Raw genomic sequence first — 13,802 nt, 5'->3', positions numbered from 1 at the left:
CTCCTTGTCAAAAATAAGTCTTGAGAGCAACTCCCAAGACCTTACTTATCTTTCATCAAATCTAGCAAACGATCTTCCATGAGTTTGGCAACGTGCTGGTCTCGACAAATGACCAATAAGGTATTGGCACCAGCAACTGTTCCTAAAATCCATTCATCCTTGTTTGCATCTACAATATTTGCCAAAACAGAGGCTTCTCCCAATTTGGTATGAAGCACCAAGGTAAACTCTGCTCTTGCAACACCTTCTAAATGATGAGACAAAAATTCCACCAAATCAATCTTTTCTGTCTCATTTGCTAGTACATAATACACCATATCATTTTTCTTGACCTTGGTCAAGCCGATTTCGCGCAAATCACGAGACAAGGTTGTCTGCGTCACAAAGACATTGTGTGCCTCCAACCGATCTTGAATTTCTTTTTGTGTACTTAATTTCTCCTCAGTTATCATTTTTTTTATTAACTGATGACGATCTCTTTTTCTCATAAAATCCTCTTATATGCATATTTATAACTAATTTTATAACTATATTATACCAAAAAAATAGGAGATTTCAAAAATTTTTTCTTCTTTCTTTAAAATTGTGATAAAATAGTAGAAAAGTCCAAAAAGGAGCTCTTAATGAATACAAAAGAATTGATTGCTAGCGAGTTGGCTAGCGTCATTGATAGCCTGGACCAAGAGGCTATTTTAAATTTACTGGAAACCCCTAAAAACTCAGAAATGGGAGATATCGCTTTCCCTGCTTTTTCTCTTGCAAAAGTCGAACGTAAAGCACCTCAAATGATTGCTGCTGAACTGGCTGAAAAAATTAACAGCCAAGCCTTTGAAAAGGTTGTCGCAACAGGACCTTACGTTAACTTTTTCCTTGATAAATCTGCCATTTCTGCTCAAGTATTGCAAGCTGTTATCACTGAAAAAGAACACTATGCTGATCAAAATATTGGTAAACAAGAAAATGTTGTTATCGACATGTCTAGTCCCAATATCGCTAAACCATTCTCTATTGGTCACCTGCGCTCAACTGTTATCGGAGATAGCTTGTCACATATTTTCCAAAAAATCGGTTATCAAACAGTCAAGATCAACCACTTGGGAGACTGGGGTAAGCAGTTTGGGATGCTGATTGTTGCCTACAAAAAATGGGGTGACGAAGAAGCTGTAAAAGCTCATCCAATCGATGAACTCCTTAAACTCTATGTCCGCATCAACGCTGAAGCTGAAAATGACCCTAGCTTGGATGAAGAAGCACGCGAATGGTTCCGTAAACTTGAAAATGGCGACGAGGAAGCTCTCGCTCTTTGGCAATGGTTCCGTGATGAAAGTTTGGTGGAATTTAACCGCCTTTACAATGAATTGCAGGTTGAATTTGACAGCTATAACGGAGAAGCCTTCTATAACGATAAGATGGATGCAGTCGTAGACATTCTTTCTGAAAAAGGACTTCTTGTTGAGTCAGAAGGTGCCCAAGTTGTCAATCTTGAGAAATATGGAATTGAACATCCAGCCCTTATCAAGAAATCGGATGGTGCAACTCTCTATATCACTCGTGACTTGGCTGCAGCCCTTTACCGTAAAAATGAATACCAATTTGCCAAATCTATCTATGTCGTTGGCCAAGAGCAATCTGCCCACTTTAAACAGCTCAAAGCCGTCTTGCAAGAGATGGGCTACGACTGGAGTAACGATATTACTCACGTTCCTTTTGGTTTAGTTACAAAAGAAGGAAAAAAACTCTCTACTCGTAAAGGGAATGTCATCTTGCTAGAACCTACTGTTGCAGAGGCTGTTAGTCGTGCCAAAGCCCAAATTGAAGCAAAAAATCCTGAATTGGAAAATAAAGATCAGGTAGCACATGCTGTTGGGGTTGGAGCCATTAAATTCTATGACCTCAAAACCGACCGTACAAATGGATACGACTTCGACCTAGAAGCTATGGTATCCTTCGAGGGTGAAACTGGACCTTATGTTCAATACGCCTACGCTCGTATCCAATCGATCTTACGTAAAGCGGATTTCAAACCAGAAACAGCTGGCAACTATAGCTTGAATGATACTGAAAGCTGGGAAATCATCAAACTCATCCAAGACTTCCCACGTATTATCAACCGTGCGGCGGATAACTTTGAACCTTCTATCATTGCTAAATTTGCGATTAGCTTGGCTCAAGCCTTTAACAAATATTATGCACATACCCGTATCTTGGATGAAAGCCCTGAGCGCGACAGTCGTCTGGCCCTCAGCTACGCAACGGCAGTCGTTCTCAAAGAAGCCCTTCGCTTGCTCGGAGTGGAGGCGCCAGAGAAGATGTGATTCAGTACTAACAATTGGAACTAAAGTTCCTAATTGTTAGACGCTAGCCGCTTATATGCGGACTAGCTAACTGCTTCACTAGTCATGGTCCCTAAATATAATCGATTTAGGGGCCATGACGTCGTAATCAGAGACACTTGTCTAAACGCTTTACTAATTCATCTAACCAAATAATATCGATTTGGTTAGGTTCATGTCGTAATATTTTAAACTACTTGATTGCAAAATAATCTAAGTAACTTACACTAAAGCCTATACGGATTTTGGTTTAGAGGTCTATCAAAAATCTTATCAAGTTTTGCTGGCTTGTTCTGCTATTTTAGATCCACTAAATCGATTTATTCACTATTACTTCTTTATCATACAGGGAGATATCCTATGAGCCAATATGCTTATATCCTCGTTGTGATTAGTTTGGTTTTCCTTTTTCTGCTCAATAAGTACGAGAAGGAGAGACTGCAAAAACTCTACCAAGAACAACTTTTAAAGGATGAAACATTTAGGTCTGACATCAAAGAGAAAATTCACACGACTGAAAATATCAATGATGTCATTGCTTACATCAATAAAACTTATCATCTAGGAATGTTGCTATCAAAAGACATTACAGATCAATTGAAATAATCAAAAACCGAGAAGAAAGCTTCTCGGTTTTTTTAGGGCATAATTTTTATCTTCCAACTATAGCAAATAACATTTATATTAAAAATTTTATAGGTAATTTTCATCTCTGCTATAGAGGGGGATATAATAAGTTCTTTCTTCTAATGATTGAAAGATTGGTTTCAGCTTAACTTTCCAACTCATACAAATCTGCGATAATCGCTGCGACACGTTTGATATCTCCTAGCATACCTCGCATTTCAAAATCAGCCAATACAGGGAAGCCAAAACGTTGACTATATTGCTTGGCTGTCAGGCAGTATTGGTTATTAAAGTTACGATTTCCTGAACCAACCACACCAAAACACTTACTAGCATTGTCACCATAGGCGATAAAATCTCCCACTGGTGTCGTCAAAATCTCGACATCTCCGTTATCCACGCCATTCCCACCTTCTAGGTAAGTCGGCAAAAAAGCAACATAGGGATGGTCCATTTCATAGAAATCTTGGCCTTCTTTGACCAAATCCTTGATATGAATCTTTTGAACCTCAATTCCCTCGTACTGGGACAAGAGATAGTCTTTCAAGCGCGTCACAAAACTCTCCGTATTTCCGCTCAGACTGATGTAGACCAAGGAAACTTTTTTCATGCTCTCCTCCTTTTTTTGAATCATAAAAAATAACTACCAAGATTGTAACTTGATAGTTCTTTTTTGTCAATACTTAGGCAAGTTCTTCTGTTTCCTCTTCTTCCGCCAAGGCTTTTTGCTGACGCCACATTTTATAGAAGACGATTGCTAGGAAGATAACATTGAGTACGATCCCAAAAATAGCAGAACCTTTGGCACCAAGCTCCGCTCCCATACGGATGTTAGGGTCTGTAAAAAGTAAAACCGCATCCTGAATGCCGATAAAGTTGTAGATAGAACCAACGATGGCAACGAAGACATAAGCAAGATAAGTGTAGTTAGCCAATTGTATGTTTTTACGAACAAGGAAAACCAAAGACACAACAACCAGAATAACAGATAAGACAACCAAGAGAATGCTGAAGATAGAATGACCATGCTCCGATACCTTAATAGTGTAAGCAACGAGCTCCTTAGCATAAGTAGCATTAACACCTGATGCTGATGTTTCTAGATTGTTCATACTCTCCGCAGTAGGTACTGGAGATATGATTCCAAATAGTGACAATGCTGAGAGTAAGGCTGAAAAAATCAGTAATACCCATAGATAGATTGGTTTCTTTTTCATGATAGAACCTCCTGATATTATTATTGATATTATAGCACTTTTTGTAAAGGGATACAAATATTATAGTGTATTTTCTACCTGTTTTCGGTAGGCTTTTGGCGATTTTCCGCACAATTTTCGGAACACTTTATAGAAATATCCAACATTACTGTAACCAACAGCATAACAAATATCTTCGATACTGTCACTAGTTGAAAGCAAAAGTTGTTGGGCAGCCTTAATGCGTTGTTTGTTTAAAAGCTCTGCGAAGGTCGAATTGGTTTCTCGCTTAATCAACTGCCCCAGATAGACAGGATTGATAAAAAGATCCTTACTAATATCCTTGAGAGAAAGTTCTTTCTGATAATCACGCCCAATGACTTCTAGCACACTAACCACATTTTCATTCATCCGATATTGTCCAAAGAATCGGGTCAGAGTTTCTTTGATATAAGGAACCAGTTCATCGAATGATTGAATAGCATGAATGGTTTTGACAATGTCCGTCATATCATCAGCTTTGAGATGTTCAAATAAATGAAAGACATCCATGACAAACTGGATAAAAAGCTGTTTGGTAATCGGAACACGCGGTGTATTCTTAAGAACCACCTTCTCCAAAAGATTCAACTCTTCCACGATTTGATTGAGATTCCCCTGAATGATAACCCTATAAATCGGTTCGTAATAGGCAAAGAGACTCTCAGACTGTTTTAGATTTACAGAACCGTAAAAGAGGGTTTTCTCAGCATTCAGCTTCCAGCGTTCAAAGTGTTCTTGATAAGGAGCTTCAAAAGGGGTAACAACTAAACCATCTAGGGGTTGGTCAGAAATGAAAATCTGCCAGTCTTGCCCTAAGACATAGTAGGGAATGATGAAGGAGCCTTGTTTTTCCTTGGATAGGCCTATCCACCAGTTCTCCTTACCTCCTAGATAACTAGCAAATCCAGCCTCGTCTAAATCTTGACTAAGGGTCTGACTTTTCTTTCCTCTCTCGCCGAGCTGACCTGCAATCTTTTCCAGCAGATTTCCCAACTCTACCTTATCAACAGGCTTAACCAAATAATCTACAACCTTGAGATTCATGGCCTTTTTGACATAATCAAACTCCTGATAACCTGAGAGCAGGATATAGGCGGCATCTGGTAAGATTTCTTTCATTTCCCGAATCATGTCAAGCCCTGTTTTATCGGGCATGTTGACATCTGAAATGATGACATCGACGGGATTTTTCTGAACATATTCCATGGCTGCATCAGCATGACTGGCTGTTGCGACGACCTCCATATCCCACTTATCAAAGGGAATCAAACGTTTCAGACCTTCTGTCACCATGTACTCATCATCTACTAATAATACTTTATACATTTTCTCCCTTTCTACTCATCTTGAATTGTAATACGATACTGAACACCTGCTTGCTCTGCAGAATCTATAGTAATAGCATAGCGGTCCCCAAAATAGAGCACAAAACGCTCATGGACATTGACAATCCCGATAGATTGCTTTTGATCACTGTAACTGGCTTGGTGTTCAAACTGTCTCTGACTTAATTTTTCTCGAATACTTGTCAGTTTTTCAACCGACATTCCACGGCCATTATCGACCACCAAAATTTCTACAAAACCATCCTGTTTAAGAGCTTTAATGCTAATCACATTATCTGTCCGCCTGTGGTCAACACCATGCGCAAAATAGTTTTCTACCAGCGGTTGCAAGGTAAACTTAGGAATCTTCATATTTTCTAACCCTGGATCTATCTTGAAACCATAGGCAATGGATTTAGGATAGCGAACCATGCAGAGATAGCTATATTTACGACAAAATTCTAATTCCTGCTTGAGAAGAGTTTCTCTTTCGTCTGAAATATTGTTACGCAACAAGCTACTGAACTCATAAATGATGTCTGCTAACTCATCTTGACTCTGCATAACTGCATACATGCGCAAGAACTCTAGCGTATTATACATGAAGTGAGGATTGATTTGCGCCTGCAAAGCTCGCATATTAGCATCCTTTTGGCTAAGCTCTAGCTGGTAAATATCATGGATATTCTTTTCCAATCGATCCAACATATCATTGGTGGTCTCCGCGATTAAGAGTAATTCCTGGTCCTTTTCAAGCGTATCAATGCGAAGACCTTCCTCTCCTTGGGCAATAGCTTGAATGGAATCCACCAAATCCACTACCTGCTTTTGGTAGTTAGCAAAGGTCTGCCTCAAAGTCAGATAGAGAATGACAATAAAGAGAAGGCTCAAGCCCACAATCAAAGCAGAGCTGGTCACCGTTCCTTGTAAAACAAAGCTTTTAGGAACTGCCACCTGAACCTGATAGCCATGAGAGGTCACACCAACGAACCAGTTCTCATGCTCTCTATTGACCCTCTCACCAATATGAAAAATCTCCGTATCAAAAGGCGATGTCACGGTAACGGCCATCGGGATATGACCTCGGGTATTATCAATGGCATGATATAAAACTTCTGGATCCAAGGAGATGTATATCACTCCTATAGATTGATCCGTTGCTGGATCCAGAACAGGAATTCCAAAACTATTGGTCTCCGGTTTAAAGGCCTCAGCAGGCAAGACATGCCCACTTCTTTTATCCCTTGTTGACACATAAACTTCTTTAAAGTCCTGCAAGACGATTGCAACACCCGTTATATAGTCATTTTGGACATACAGGTCATCAATATTTTCATACAGAGAAATAGAAGTTGAAGAAGCCGCTTGATGCTCCAACAACCAATAAAAATACTCAGAAGTTGATAGGCTAAAGTACTTATAAACCCCTTGTATACGGTCTTGATTGGCTACTAAATCTTGCGCTAGCTGGGCTGACTCGCGATAATAATATTCCACCTCTTCGACTGTTCGAGTGGTTACACGCTGGGCTACTCTTTGAGCTTCCTTTTCCCTTGAATCCCAGTCAGCGTAGGAGAGTAAGATTGCAAAACTCGCAATAATAATCATCATAACTGAACTGTAGGTTCTCAGAAGCGTATGTAGCCAAAACTGCTTCATTCTATTTTGTCGCCAATTTTTCATGGATGCTTTCATAGACAGGTTCCAACATATCACTGATAAAGAAATGCCACATCCCAATTCCTACAAAGAAGAGTAGAGCAGGCATATAGTAACCAATTGCAACAAGTAACACTGTCCCAAGGAGAACCTTGGCCACAGCTGCTAGGCTCATAAAGATGCCAATCAAGGATAGTTTGAGGCTATTTCGATAGGACAAGTCAAAATAAACTTGTAATTTCAAAGACACTGTATAGGCCAAAAAGAGCAGGGCGACTACTAGGACATTCAAAAAGGTCGCAATCAAATGAATGATGGTTTGATGAGGCAATTGCACCAAGAGATACAAGCCATAGATTAAAACTAGATCCACCCCTAAAAAGCTATAGAAAACCAGGTTGCTTGAGACAAAATTTTGCTTGTAAAGAGACCAAGCCTCCTTCAAACTGTACTCCCGAAAGCTATAACCATGTTCTGCATATAGGCTCATCAAGGTGGCACTAGCTGGCGCTAGACCAAGAATAATCCCTCCTGCTAAGGTTAATAGCCAAAAGAAGGCTGTCGCAATCATCCCTAAAAAGAAACGATTAAAGACAAAGTCTAAAAATCTACCCATGATATCCCCCTAAAAATAACTATGAAACTATTATATCATATTTCAAGCGTTTTCAAAAACATAGACTATCCATTTACAATCCCACCAAACCGTGGTACAATGAGAATTGTGAGAAAATTATCAGGAGACAATTCATGAAAAAATCTATCTTAACTACACTGCTCTTTGCAGTTCTTTACTTCCTCTGCATGGGGATTGGTGTCCTTTTGGGCAATCTCCTTGACCAAACTGGAAACATGTTTTATGCACCTGCCTTTACTGCCCTTGTAGGCGGTATCGTCTATATGATTCTAGTCGCAAAAGTTCCGCGCTTTGGAGCCATTACCACTATCGGCCTTGTCATCGCCCTCTTTTTCTTGGGGAGCAAACACGGTGCCGGTGCCTTCCTTCCTGGAATTATCTGTGGCCTCCTAGCAGATGGAGTAGCTCATTTAGGAAAATACAAGGACCAAACAAAAAATTTGCTTTCTTTCATTATTTTCGCCTTTAGTTCAACTGGTCCAATCTTACTCATGTGGATTGCGCCCCAAACCTATATGGCTACTCTTCTAGCAAGAGGAAAATCCCAAGAATATATCGACCGTATCATGGTCGCACCAAATCCTGGAACCATCCTTCTATTTATCGCTAGTGTTGTCATCGGAGCCCTAGTTGGCGCCTTGATTGGACAAGCCTTGAGTAAAAAATTGGCACAGAAAATCTGATAAATAAAAAGAGCCTCACGGCTCTTTTTTATTTATGACTCAATTTCTTAGTCAAGAAATCTCCCAAGAATTGGATCGCAAAGATAATCAAAATGATAATGATGGTTGCCAAAATGGTCACATCGTGATTGTAACGGTTAAATCCATAAGCGATGGCTACGTTACCAATACCGCCAGCTCCAACCGCACCGGCCATGGCTGTTTCCCCAACAAGTGAAATCAAAGTCACAGTTGTCACACGAATCAAATCTGGAAGACCTTCTGATAGGTAGACACCCACGATATCCCAGAATGTCGCTCCACTCGCTTGAGCCGCCTCAATGACACCACCATCTAGCTCAGCCAAGACAACCTGCACCTGACGGGCAAAGAAGGCAAATACCGCAAAAGATAGCGGTACGATAGCCGCATTTGGACCAATGCTTGTCCCTACGATTAGATGGGAGAAGGGTGACAAGACTGCCAAGAGGATGATAAAGGGAACCGCACGGAAAATAGAGGTAATCTTATCCAAAATCCAGAAAACGGCCTTATTCTCCAAAACCCCACCTGGCGCTGTCAAGACAAGGAAGAGACCTGCAACAAGCCCCAAGAATCCTCCGATGATAAAGGAAAGAACTGTCATATAAAGGGTTAGGTAGATGGCTGTTCCCCAGCCTGCTTGACCAGCCCAGCCCATTTTATAGACATTTGGTAAATAGGTTTGAATCAATGATTCCATCTTACTGTCCTCCTTTCAATACTTTTAGCTGTACGCCTGCTTGACGAATGGCTTCTTGGGCACCTGCTAACGCTGCTTTTTCACCTGACAAGACCACAACTAATTCTCCAACAGGAGTGCCATCGAGGATTTCGATATTGCCATAGAGGATATTAGCCGTCACTTGGTAATGCTTGTACAATTCATTCAAAAGTGGCTCGTCTGTTGAAGCACCTGCATACTTGAGCTGCACCAAGAGACTGTTTTCAGACAGATGTTGCACGATTTCTTGCTTCTCAATCTTGACCATGGCTTCGTCAATGCCTGTAGCTGTTGAGATAAAGTCTTGAGTCAAAGGTTGTTTAGGATCTGAGAAGATTTCAAGGACGCTGCCCTCTTCAATCAAGTGCCCATCTTGCATAACTGCCACACGGTTGGCAATATCTTTGACAATCTGCATTTCATGCGTAATCAAGACAACAGTCAAACCTAGTTTCTGGTTCAAATCTTGCAACAAGGCCAAAATTTGTTTGGTTGTCTTCGGATCAAGCGCAGAAGTTGACTCGTCTGAAATCAAGATTTTCGGATCATTGGCCAAGGCACGCGCAATGGCCACACGCTGTTTTTGCCCTCCAGATAGTTGTGAAGGGTAGTTTTCAGCACGGTCTGCCAAGCCAACCAAGTCCAACAACTTAGCTACTTTAGCCTTCTTTTCTTCCTTGCTGAGTCCAGAATGTTTAAGGGCAAAGGCTACATTCTCCTCTGCCGTCTTTTGACTCATGAGGTTAAAATGCTGGAAAATCATCCCGATATCCTGACGTTTACGACGCAACTGCTCTGCCGTCAAGGTCACCTTGCCATCAAAAATCACATCGTCATCAATGGTAATTTTTCCTGCAGATGGTTTTTGCAAGAGGTTAATCACCCGTACAAGGGTTGATTTCCCTGCTCCAGAATATCCAACAATTCCGTAGATATCCCCTTCTTGGATGTGAATGGTCACATCCTTGACCGCTGTGATAGTTCTCTTCTTTTGGTGAAAAGTCACATCGATCTGATCTAACTTGATAATATCTCTACTCATAGCTTCTAATCAGCTCCTCTACTAATTCAATATGGGTATAATAATCGGCGATTCGCACGTTTTCATCTCCACCGTGGTCTCGGCTATTGGCATTTCCTAGACCAAAGGCAACCATAGGTACTTCTAAAGCATCAAAAACCGTATGCATAGGACCTGTACCTGCAGTTGTTGGCAAGACTGATACGCCCTGTGGATAGAATTTCTTGGCCAACTCGATCACATTGAGAATGGCTGGCGCGCTCATATCGCTTCGATAGCTCATCTCTCCCAAGGTATAGTATAATTCTACCTTATCAAAGCCATTTTTGTCTAGCTGTTTCCGAATTTTTTCCAGAACATCATGCGGTTCTAGGCCAGGAACCAAACGAACTTCTAACTTAGCACTAGCTTCTGCAGGCAAAATCGTTTTAACCCCTTGTCCTTGATAACCTGACTGAATCCCTTCTATATTAAGGGCTGGCTCGAAAAAGAAACGTTTTAGAAAGGCTGCACGGTCCTCTTGTAAGAGAGGCAATTCCAAACCATAAATCTGGCTGATTTCCCCTGGATTGCGTTGAGCATAGATATCCACCAAAGCCAATTCACGTTCATTTGGCTCTTGTACTTCTTCGTACAAACCTTCAACCAAGATACGACCATCTGCGGCACGAAGAGACTGTAGGGCTTGAAGGAGGTGCCAGGGAGCTGACTCCACAACCCCACCATAACTAGAATGGATATCCACATCAGCGCTTTTTACTTTGGCATCAAAGGTCACAATCCCCTTATTTCCACCAGAAATTTCTAGCTGTTCCAAGGCATTTTTGGTCCCTTGTTCCCAGACCAATAAATCCGCATCACGGAGTTTATCCGCATGTTTTTCCAGATACTTATCTAGGTCTGTCGAAGCCGATTCCTCCGCTCCCTCCATGATAAAACTGATATTGACAGGCAGATCATCATGGTGCTGCATGTATTTTCTCAAAGCACTCAAACGAGCTGTGATATGCCCCTTATCATCATCAACCCCACGCCCATACATGAAGCCATTGCGCACCGAAAGCGTAAAGGGATCCTCTGTCCAGACCTGATCTCCGTCCGCTGGCACAGTGTCATAGTGGTTATAGAAAATCAAGGTTTTGGCATCTGGACGCGAACTCTTGAAATGCGCCATGACAAAAGGCGCCGTGTAAGTCTCATCAATCTCCACTTCAGCCCCAACACGCTTGAAAATCTCACCCAGATAGTTGGCAACTTCTTTGAGACCCACCTGTTGGGCAAAGACCGACTTCTTAGAAATCAAGGTACGCAAAACCTCAAAATAATGCTGGGCTACATGATCCTTTTCAAATTTTTCAATTTGTTCTTGTTCGCTAGGAAAAACCATATTCTCTCTACCTTTCTATGAACTACTCTTCCTGACAATCCATGCTCTATACAAAAGCAAGAGGTGGAATTTTCTCTCCCACCTCCCTATTTCTTATTACCAAACTGGTTGATCCAAACCGTCTGATGTTTCTTCGATAACTTTTTTCACATCATCTGTATGGTAAGCTGCAACAACTTTCTTGATAGCATCAGCCTTAGGTGATGATTCCCAATCTTTTTTCGCAACAATGATGTTGTACCATTGTTTTGAATTTTCATCAGCTTGTTCTTTGAAAAGTGCTTTCTTGTAGTCCAATTTTGCTTCTGTAACGAAAGTATTGTTTACAACGGCAGCGTCAACTGATGACAATGAACGAGCTGTTTGGCTAGCGTCCAATTCAGTGATTTTCAAGTTCTTTGGATTTTCTTTGATGTTAGCAACTGTTGCAAGGGCAGTTCCAGAAACATCCAATTTAATCAAACCAGCTGATTGAAGCAAGTAAAGCGCACGGCTTTCGTTTGTAGCATCGTTTGGTACAGCAATTTCTCCGTTTGCTGGGATGTCTTCTACTTTAGTGTACTTGTTGTCACTTCCATTCAAACCTGAGTAAAGGCGGATTGGAGAGATATAAGTATCAGCAATCGCTACAAGGTCTTTCCCGTTTTCTTTGTTCCAGTTGTTCAAGAAGTTGTAGTGTTGGAAAGCGTTCAAGTCTACTTCGCCATCAGCAGTTGCCTTGTTTGGTTGTGAGTAGTCTGTGAACTCTGTAAATTCCAAAGTGATACCGTCTTTTTTAACCAATTCTTGGATTTTGTCCCAACGTTTTTCTTCAGAACCGCTACGGTTAACAGTTGCGATTTTGATAGTTGTTGCATTGTCTGCTTTCTTTTCTGAGTTTCCGCAAGCTGCAAGAGCCAAACCTGCGACTGTAGCAAGGGCTGCTACACCAAGCCATTTTTTAATTTTCATGATTCTTTCTCCTTAAAAATAATACCGTACTAGTATCTCACAATTTGTTTGATTTCACAAATTGTTATTATGTAGTCAGATATATAGTTTAAAACTATATCCCTAAAAACTGAGAAATCATCCACCTTATGCAGAATGGATGATTTCAAGAAATTATTTAATATCAGCTTCTGCTGGTAGATAAGTGTCTCCAAAGAATTGTTTAGACAATTTTTCAAGAGTTCCGTCTTTGTAGAGTTCTTGGATACGTTTGTCTACAAATGTTTTCAACTCATCTTGACCTTTAGCAAGAAGTGGGTAAACATAAGGTTGTTGGTCGCTTGGAAGTTCGATCACTTTCAAGTTGTCCAAACCTTGGTCCTTGATGACTGTTTCAACACCGATTTTATCAAAAATCTTGTAGTCAAATTGGCCATCGCTCAAGCGTCCCATGATTTGTTGGAAGTCTGCTTTAGTATACTTTAGGACAGTTGGATTATCTGAATGTTGTTTGTTGTAGTCTTCTAGCTGTTTAGCAGAAGTTGTCCCTTGAACAACTTCTGTTGATTTTCCACCGATATCATCAAGCGATTTGATGCTAGGGTCATCTTTTTTCACTACAAGAACGTTAGGGTTTTTAGCAGTTGGAGCTGCATAAAGGTATTTTTCAGCACGTTCTTTAGTGTAGCTGATGTTGCTAACAGCCATATTGTAACGGTCGGCATCAAGTCCTGCAAAGACTCCTGACCACTCTGTCTTCTCAAACTTGACATCATACTTGTCAGAGTCTTTAAAGATAGCGCGAACCACTTCAATTTCGTAACCAGTCAATTCGCCATTTTCTTCATAGTTGAATGGTTTTGGTGTAGCATTAGTTGCAACGATAATTTCTTTCTTGCTAGCTGCTTCTCCTTCTTTTTTCGCACCACCTGAGCAAGCTGCTAGCACACCTGCAGCAACAAGCCCTAGGGCAGCAAGAGATGAGTATTTAACGATTTTTTTCATGTCATTTCCTCCAAAATAGAATACCTTATAATCTTAACAGAAAAAAAACATTTACGCCATTATATGATATCTATCTCTGTGATAGGTTTTCTTTATGGCTGATTTATACTCAATGAAAATCAAAGAGCAAACTAGAAAGCTAGCCGCAGGTTGCTCAAAACATTGTTTTGAGGTTGCAGATAGAAGCTGACGTGGTTTGAATTTGATTTTCGAAG

14 protein-coding genes are annotated in these 13,802 nt (G+C 40.7%); 3 read left to right on the top strand and 11 right to left on the bottom strand.

Annotated elements, in window-relative coordinates:
- Positions 1 to 41 precede the first annotated feature (41 nt).
- A complete protein-coding gene (gene argR / locus KUA57_RS02715; RefSeq protein ID WP_001231476.1) occupies positions 42 to 488 on the bottom strand; it encodes an arginine repressor in 447 nt (148 codons plus the stop codon).
- Positions 489 to 623: 135 nt separating this feature from the next.
- Here argR and argS point away from each other — a divergent pair, with 135 nt between their 5' ends.
- Together argS and KUA57_RS02705 are read left to right on the top strand one after the other, a co-directional pair.
- Complete coding sequence (argS, locus tag KUA57_RS02710) at positions 624 to 2,315, top strand: arginine--tRNA ligase (protein WP_061864675.1); 1,692 nt, start codon at positions 624 to 626, stop codon at positions 2,313 to 2,315.
- 378 nt (positions 2,316 to 2,693) lie between these two features.
- Positions 2,694 to 2,939, top strand: coding sequence for a hypothetical protein (locus KUA57_RS02705; RefSeq protein WP_042751768.1), 246 nt, complete (start codon positions 2,694 to 2,696; stop codon positions 2,937 to 2,939).
- Between the two features lie 166 nt (positions 2,940 to 3,105).
- On the opposite strand, the gene nrdI is transcribed toward KUA57_RS02705, so the two are convergent.
- The 5 genes from nrdI to KUA57_RS02680 all read right to left on the bottom strand — a co-directional run bounded on the left by nrdI (position 3,106) and on the right by KUA57_RS02680 (position 7,798).
- Positions 3,106 to 3,570, bottom strand: coding sequence for a class Ib ribonucleoside-diphosphate reductase assembly flavoprotein NrdI (gene nrdI, locus KUA57_RS02700; RefSeq protein ID WP_020901834.1), 465 nt, complete (start codon positions 3,568 to 3,570; stop codon positions 3,106 to 3,108).
- Between the two features lie 73 nt (positions 3,571 to 3,643).
- Positions 3,644 to 4,177, bottom strand: a complete 534-nt coding sequence (locus KUA57_RS02695; protein WP_004269724.1) for an ABC transporter permease — start codon at positions 4,175 to 4,177, stop codon at positions 3,644 to 3,646.
- 60 nt (positions 4,178 to 4,237) lie between these two features.
- Positions 4,238 to 5,524: a response regulator transcription factor gene (locus KUA57_RS02690; protein WP_125446703.1), complete on the bottom strand. Its 1,287-nt coding sequence runs from the start codon at positions 5,522 to 5,524 to the stop codon at positions 4,238 to 4,240.
- 11 nt (positions 5,525 to 5,535) lie between these two features.
- A complete protein-coding gene (locus tag KUA57_RS02685; protein ID WP_284691207.1) occupies positions 5,536 to 7,206 on the bottom strand; it encodes a sensor histidine kinase in 1,671 nt (556 codons plus the stop codon).
- A complete protein-coding gene (locus KUA57_RS02680; RefSeq protein WP_125446699.1) occupies positions 7,184 to 7,798 on the bottom strand; it encodes a YesL family protein in 615 nt (204 codons plus the stop codon). Before KUA57_RS02680 ends, KUA57_RS02685 begins: the two co-directional genes overlap by 23 nt.
- A 134-nt stretch (positions 7,799 to 7,932) precedes the next feature.
- Between KUA57_RS02680 and KUA57_RS02675 the strand changes: the two genes are divergently transcribed.
- Positions 7,933 to 8,502, top strand: coding sequence for an MptD family putative ECF transporter S component (locus KUA57_RS02675; protein WP_125446697.1), 570 nt, complete (start codon positions 7,933 to 7,935; stop codon positions 8,500 to 8,502).
- A 28-nt stretch (positions 8,503 to 8,530) separates the two neighbouring features.
- On the opposite strand, the gene KUA57_RS02670 is transcribed toward KUA57_RS02675, so the two are convergent.
- From KUA57_RS02670 to KUA57_RS02650, 5 genes are all read right to left on the bottom strand, one after another.
- The gene (locus tag KUA57_RS02670; protein ID WP_033685604.1) at positions 8,531 to 9,223 is read right to left on the bottom strand and encodes a methionine ABC transporter permease; all 693 of its coding nucleotides are present in this window, start codon (positions 9,221 to 9,223) and stop codon (positions 8,531 to 8,533) included.
- Between the two features lies 1 nt (position 9,224).
- Positions 9,225 to 10,286: a methionine ABC transporter ATP-binding protein gene (locus tag KUA57_RS02665; RefSeq protein ID WP_033680837.1), complete on the bottom strand. Its 1,062-nt coding sequence runs from the start codon at positions 10,284 to 10,286 to the stop codon at positions 9,225 to 9,227.
- A complete protein-coding gene (locus KUA57_RS02660; RefSeq protein ID WP_061864762.1) occupies positions 10,279 to 11,652 on the bottom strand; it encodes a M20 family metallopeptidase in 1,374 nt (457 codons plus the stop codon). The genes KUA57_RS02665 and KUA57_RS02660 overlap by 8 nt, the downstream gene beginning before the upstream one ends.
- A 96-nt stretch (positions 11,653 to 11,748) precedes the next feature.
- Positions 11,749 to 12,603, bottom strand: coding sequence for a MetQ/NlpA family ABC transporter substrate-binding protein (locus tag KUA57_RS02655; protein ID WP_000694522.1), 855 nt, complete (start codon positions 12,601 to 12,603; stop codon positions 11,749 to 11,751).
- Between the two features lie 153 nt (positions 12,604 to 12,756).
- Entirely contained in the window at positions 12,757 to 13,587 is an 831-nt protein-coding gene (locus KUA57_RS02650) for an amino acid ABC transporter substrate-binding protein (RefSeq protein WP_004254995.1), read from the bottom strand.
- Between the last annotated feature and the right edge of the window lie 215 nt (positions 13,588 to 13,802).

It is taken from the genome of Streptococcus vulneris (assembly GCF_019218685.1).
Taxonomy (GTDB): domain Bacteria; phylum Bacillota; class Bacilli; order Lactobacillales; family Streptococcaceae; genus Streptococcus; species Streptococcus vulneris.
The sequence above is the reverse complement of the archived record's forward strand: the minus strand, read 5'-3'. Positions and strand labels throughout refer to the sequence as shown.

Coding starts and splice junctions, on each gene's coding strand:
- argR (WP_001231476.1), bottom strand. CDS start 488: ATGAGAAAAAGAGATCGTCATCAGTTAATAAAAAAAATGATAACTGAG.
- argS (WP_061864675.1), top strand. CDS start 624: ATGAATACAAAAGAATTGATTGCTAGCGAGTTGGCTAGCGTCATTGAT.
- KUA57_RS02705 (WP_042751768.1), top strand. CDS start 2,694: ATGAGCCAATATGCTTATATCCTCGTTGTGATTAGTTTGGTTTTCCTT.
- nrdI (WP_020901834.1), bottom strand. CDS start 3,570: ATGAAAAAAGTTTCCTTGGTCTACATCAGTCTGAGCGGAAATACGGAG.
- KUA57_RS02695 (WP_004269724.1), bottom strand. CDS start 4,177: ATGAAAAAGAAACCAATCTATCTATGGGTATTACTGATTTTTTCAGCC.
- KUA57_RS02690 (WP_125446703.1), bottom strand. CDS start 5,524: ATGTATAAAGTATTATTAGTAGATGATGAGTACATGGTGACAGAAGGT.
- KUA57_RS02685 (WP_284691207.1), bottom strand. CDS start 7,206: ATGAAAAATTGGCGACAAAATAGAATGAAGCAGTTTTGGCTACATACG.
- KUA57_RS02680 (WP_125446699.1), bottom strand. CDS start 7,798: ATGGGTAGATTTTTAGACTTTGTCTTTAATCGTTTCTTTTTAGGGATG.
- KUA57_RS02675 (WP_125446697.1), top strand. CDS start 7,933: ATGAAAAAATCTATCTTAACTACACTGCTCTTTGCAGTTCTTTACTTC.
- KUA57_RS02670 (WP_033685604.1), bottom strand. CDS start 9,223: ATGGAATCATTGATTCAAACCTATTTACCAAATGTCTATAAAATGGGC.
- KUA57_RS02665 (WP_033680837.1), bottom strand. CDS start 10,286: ATGAGTAGAGATATTATCAAGTTAGATCAGATCGATGTGACTTTTCAC.
- KUA57_RS02660 (WP_061864762.1), bottom strand. CDS start 11,652: ATGGTTTTTCCTAGCGAACAAGAACAAATTGAAAAATTTGAAAAGGAT.
- KUA57_RS02655 (WP_000694522.1), bottom strand. CDS start 12,603: ATGAAAATTAAAAAATGGCTTGGTGTAGCAGCCCTTGCTACAGTCGCA.
- KUA57_RS02650 (WP_004254995.1), bottom strand. CDS start 13,587: ATGAAAAAAATCGTTAAATACTCATCTCTTGCTGCCCTAGGGCTTGTT.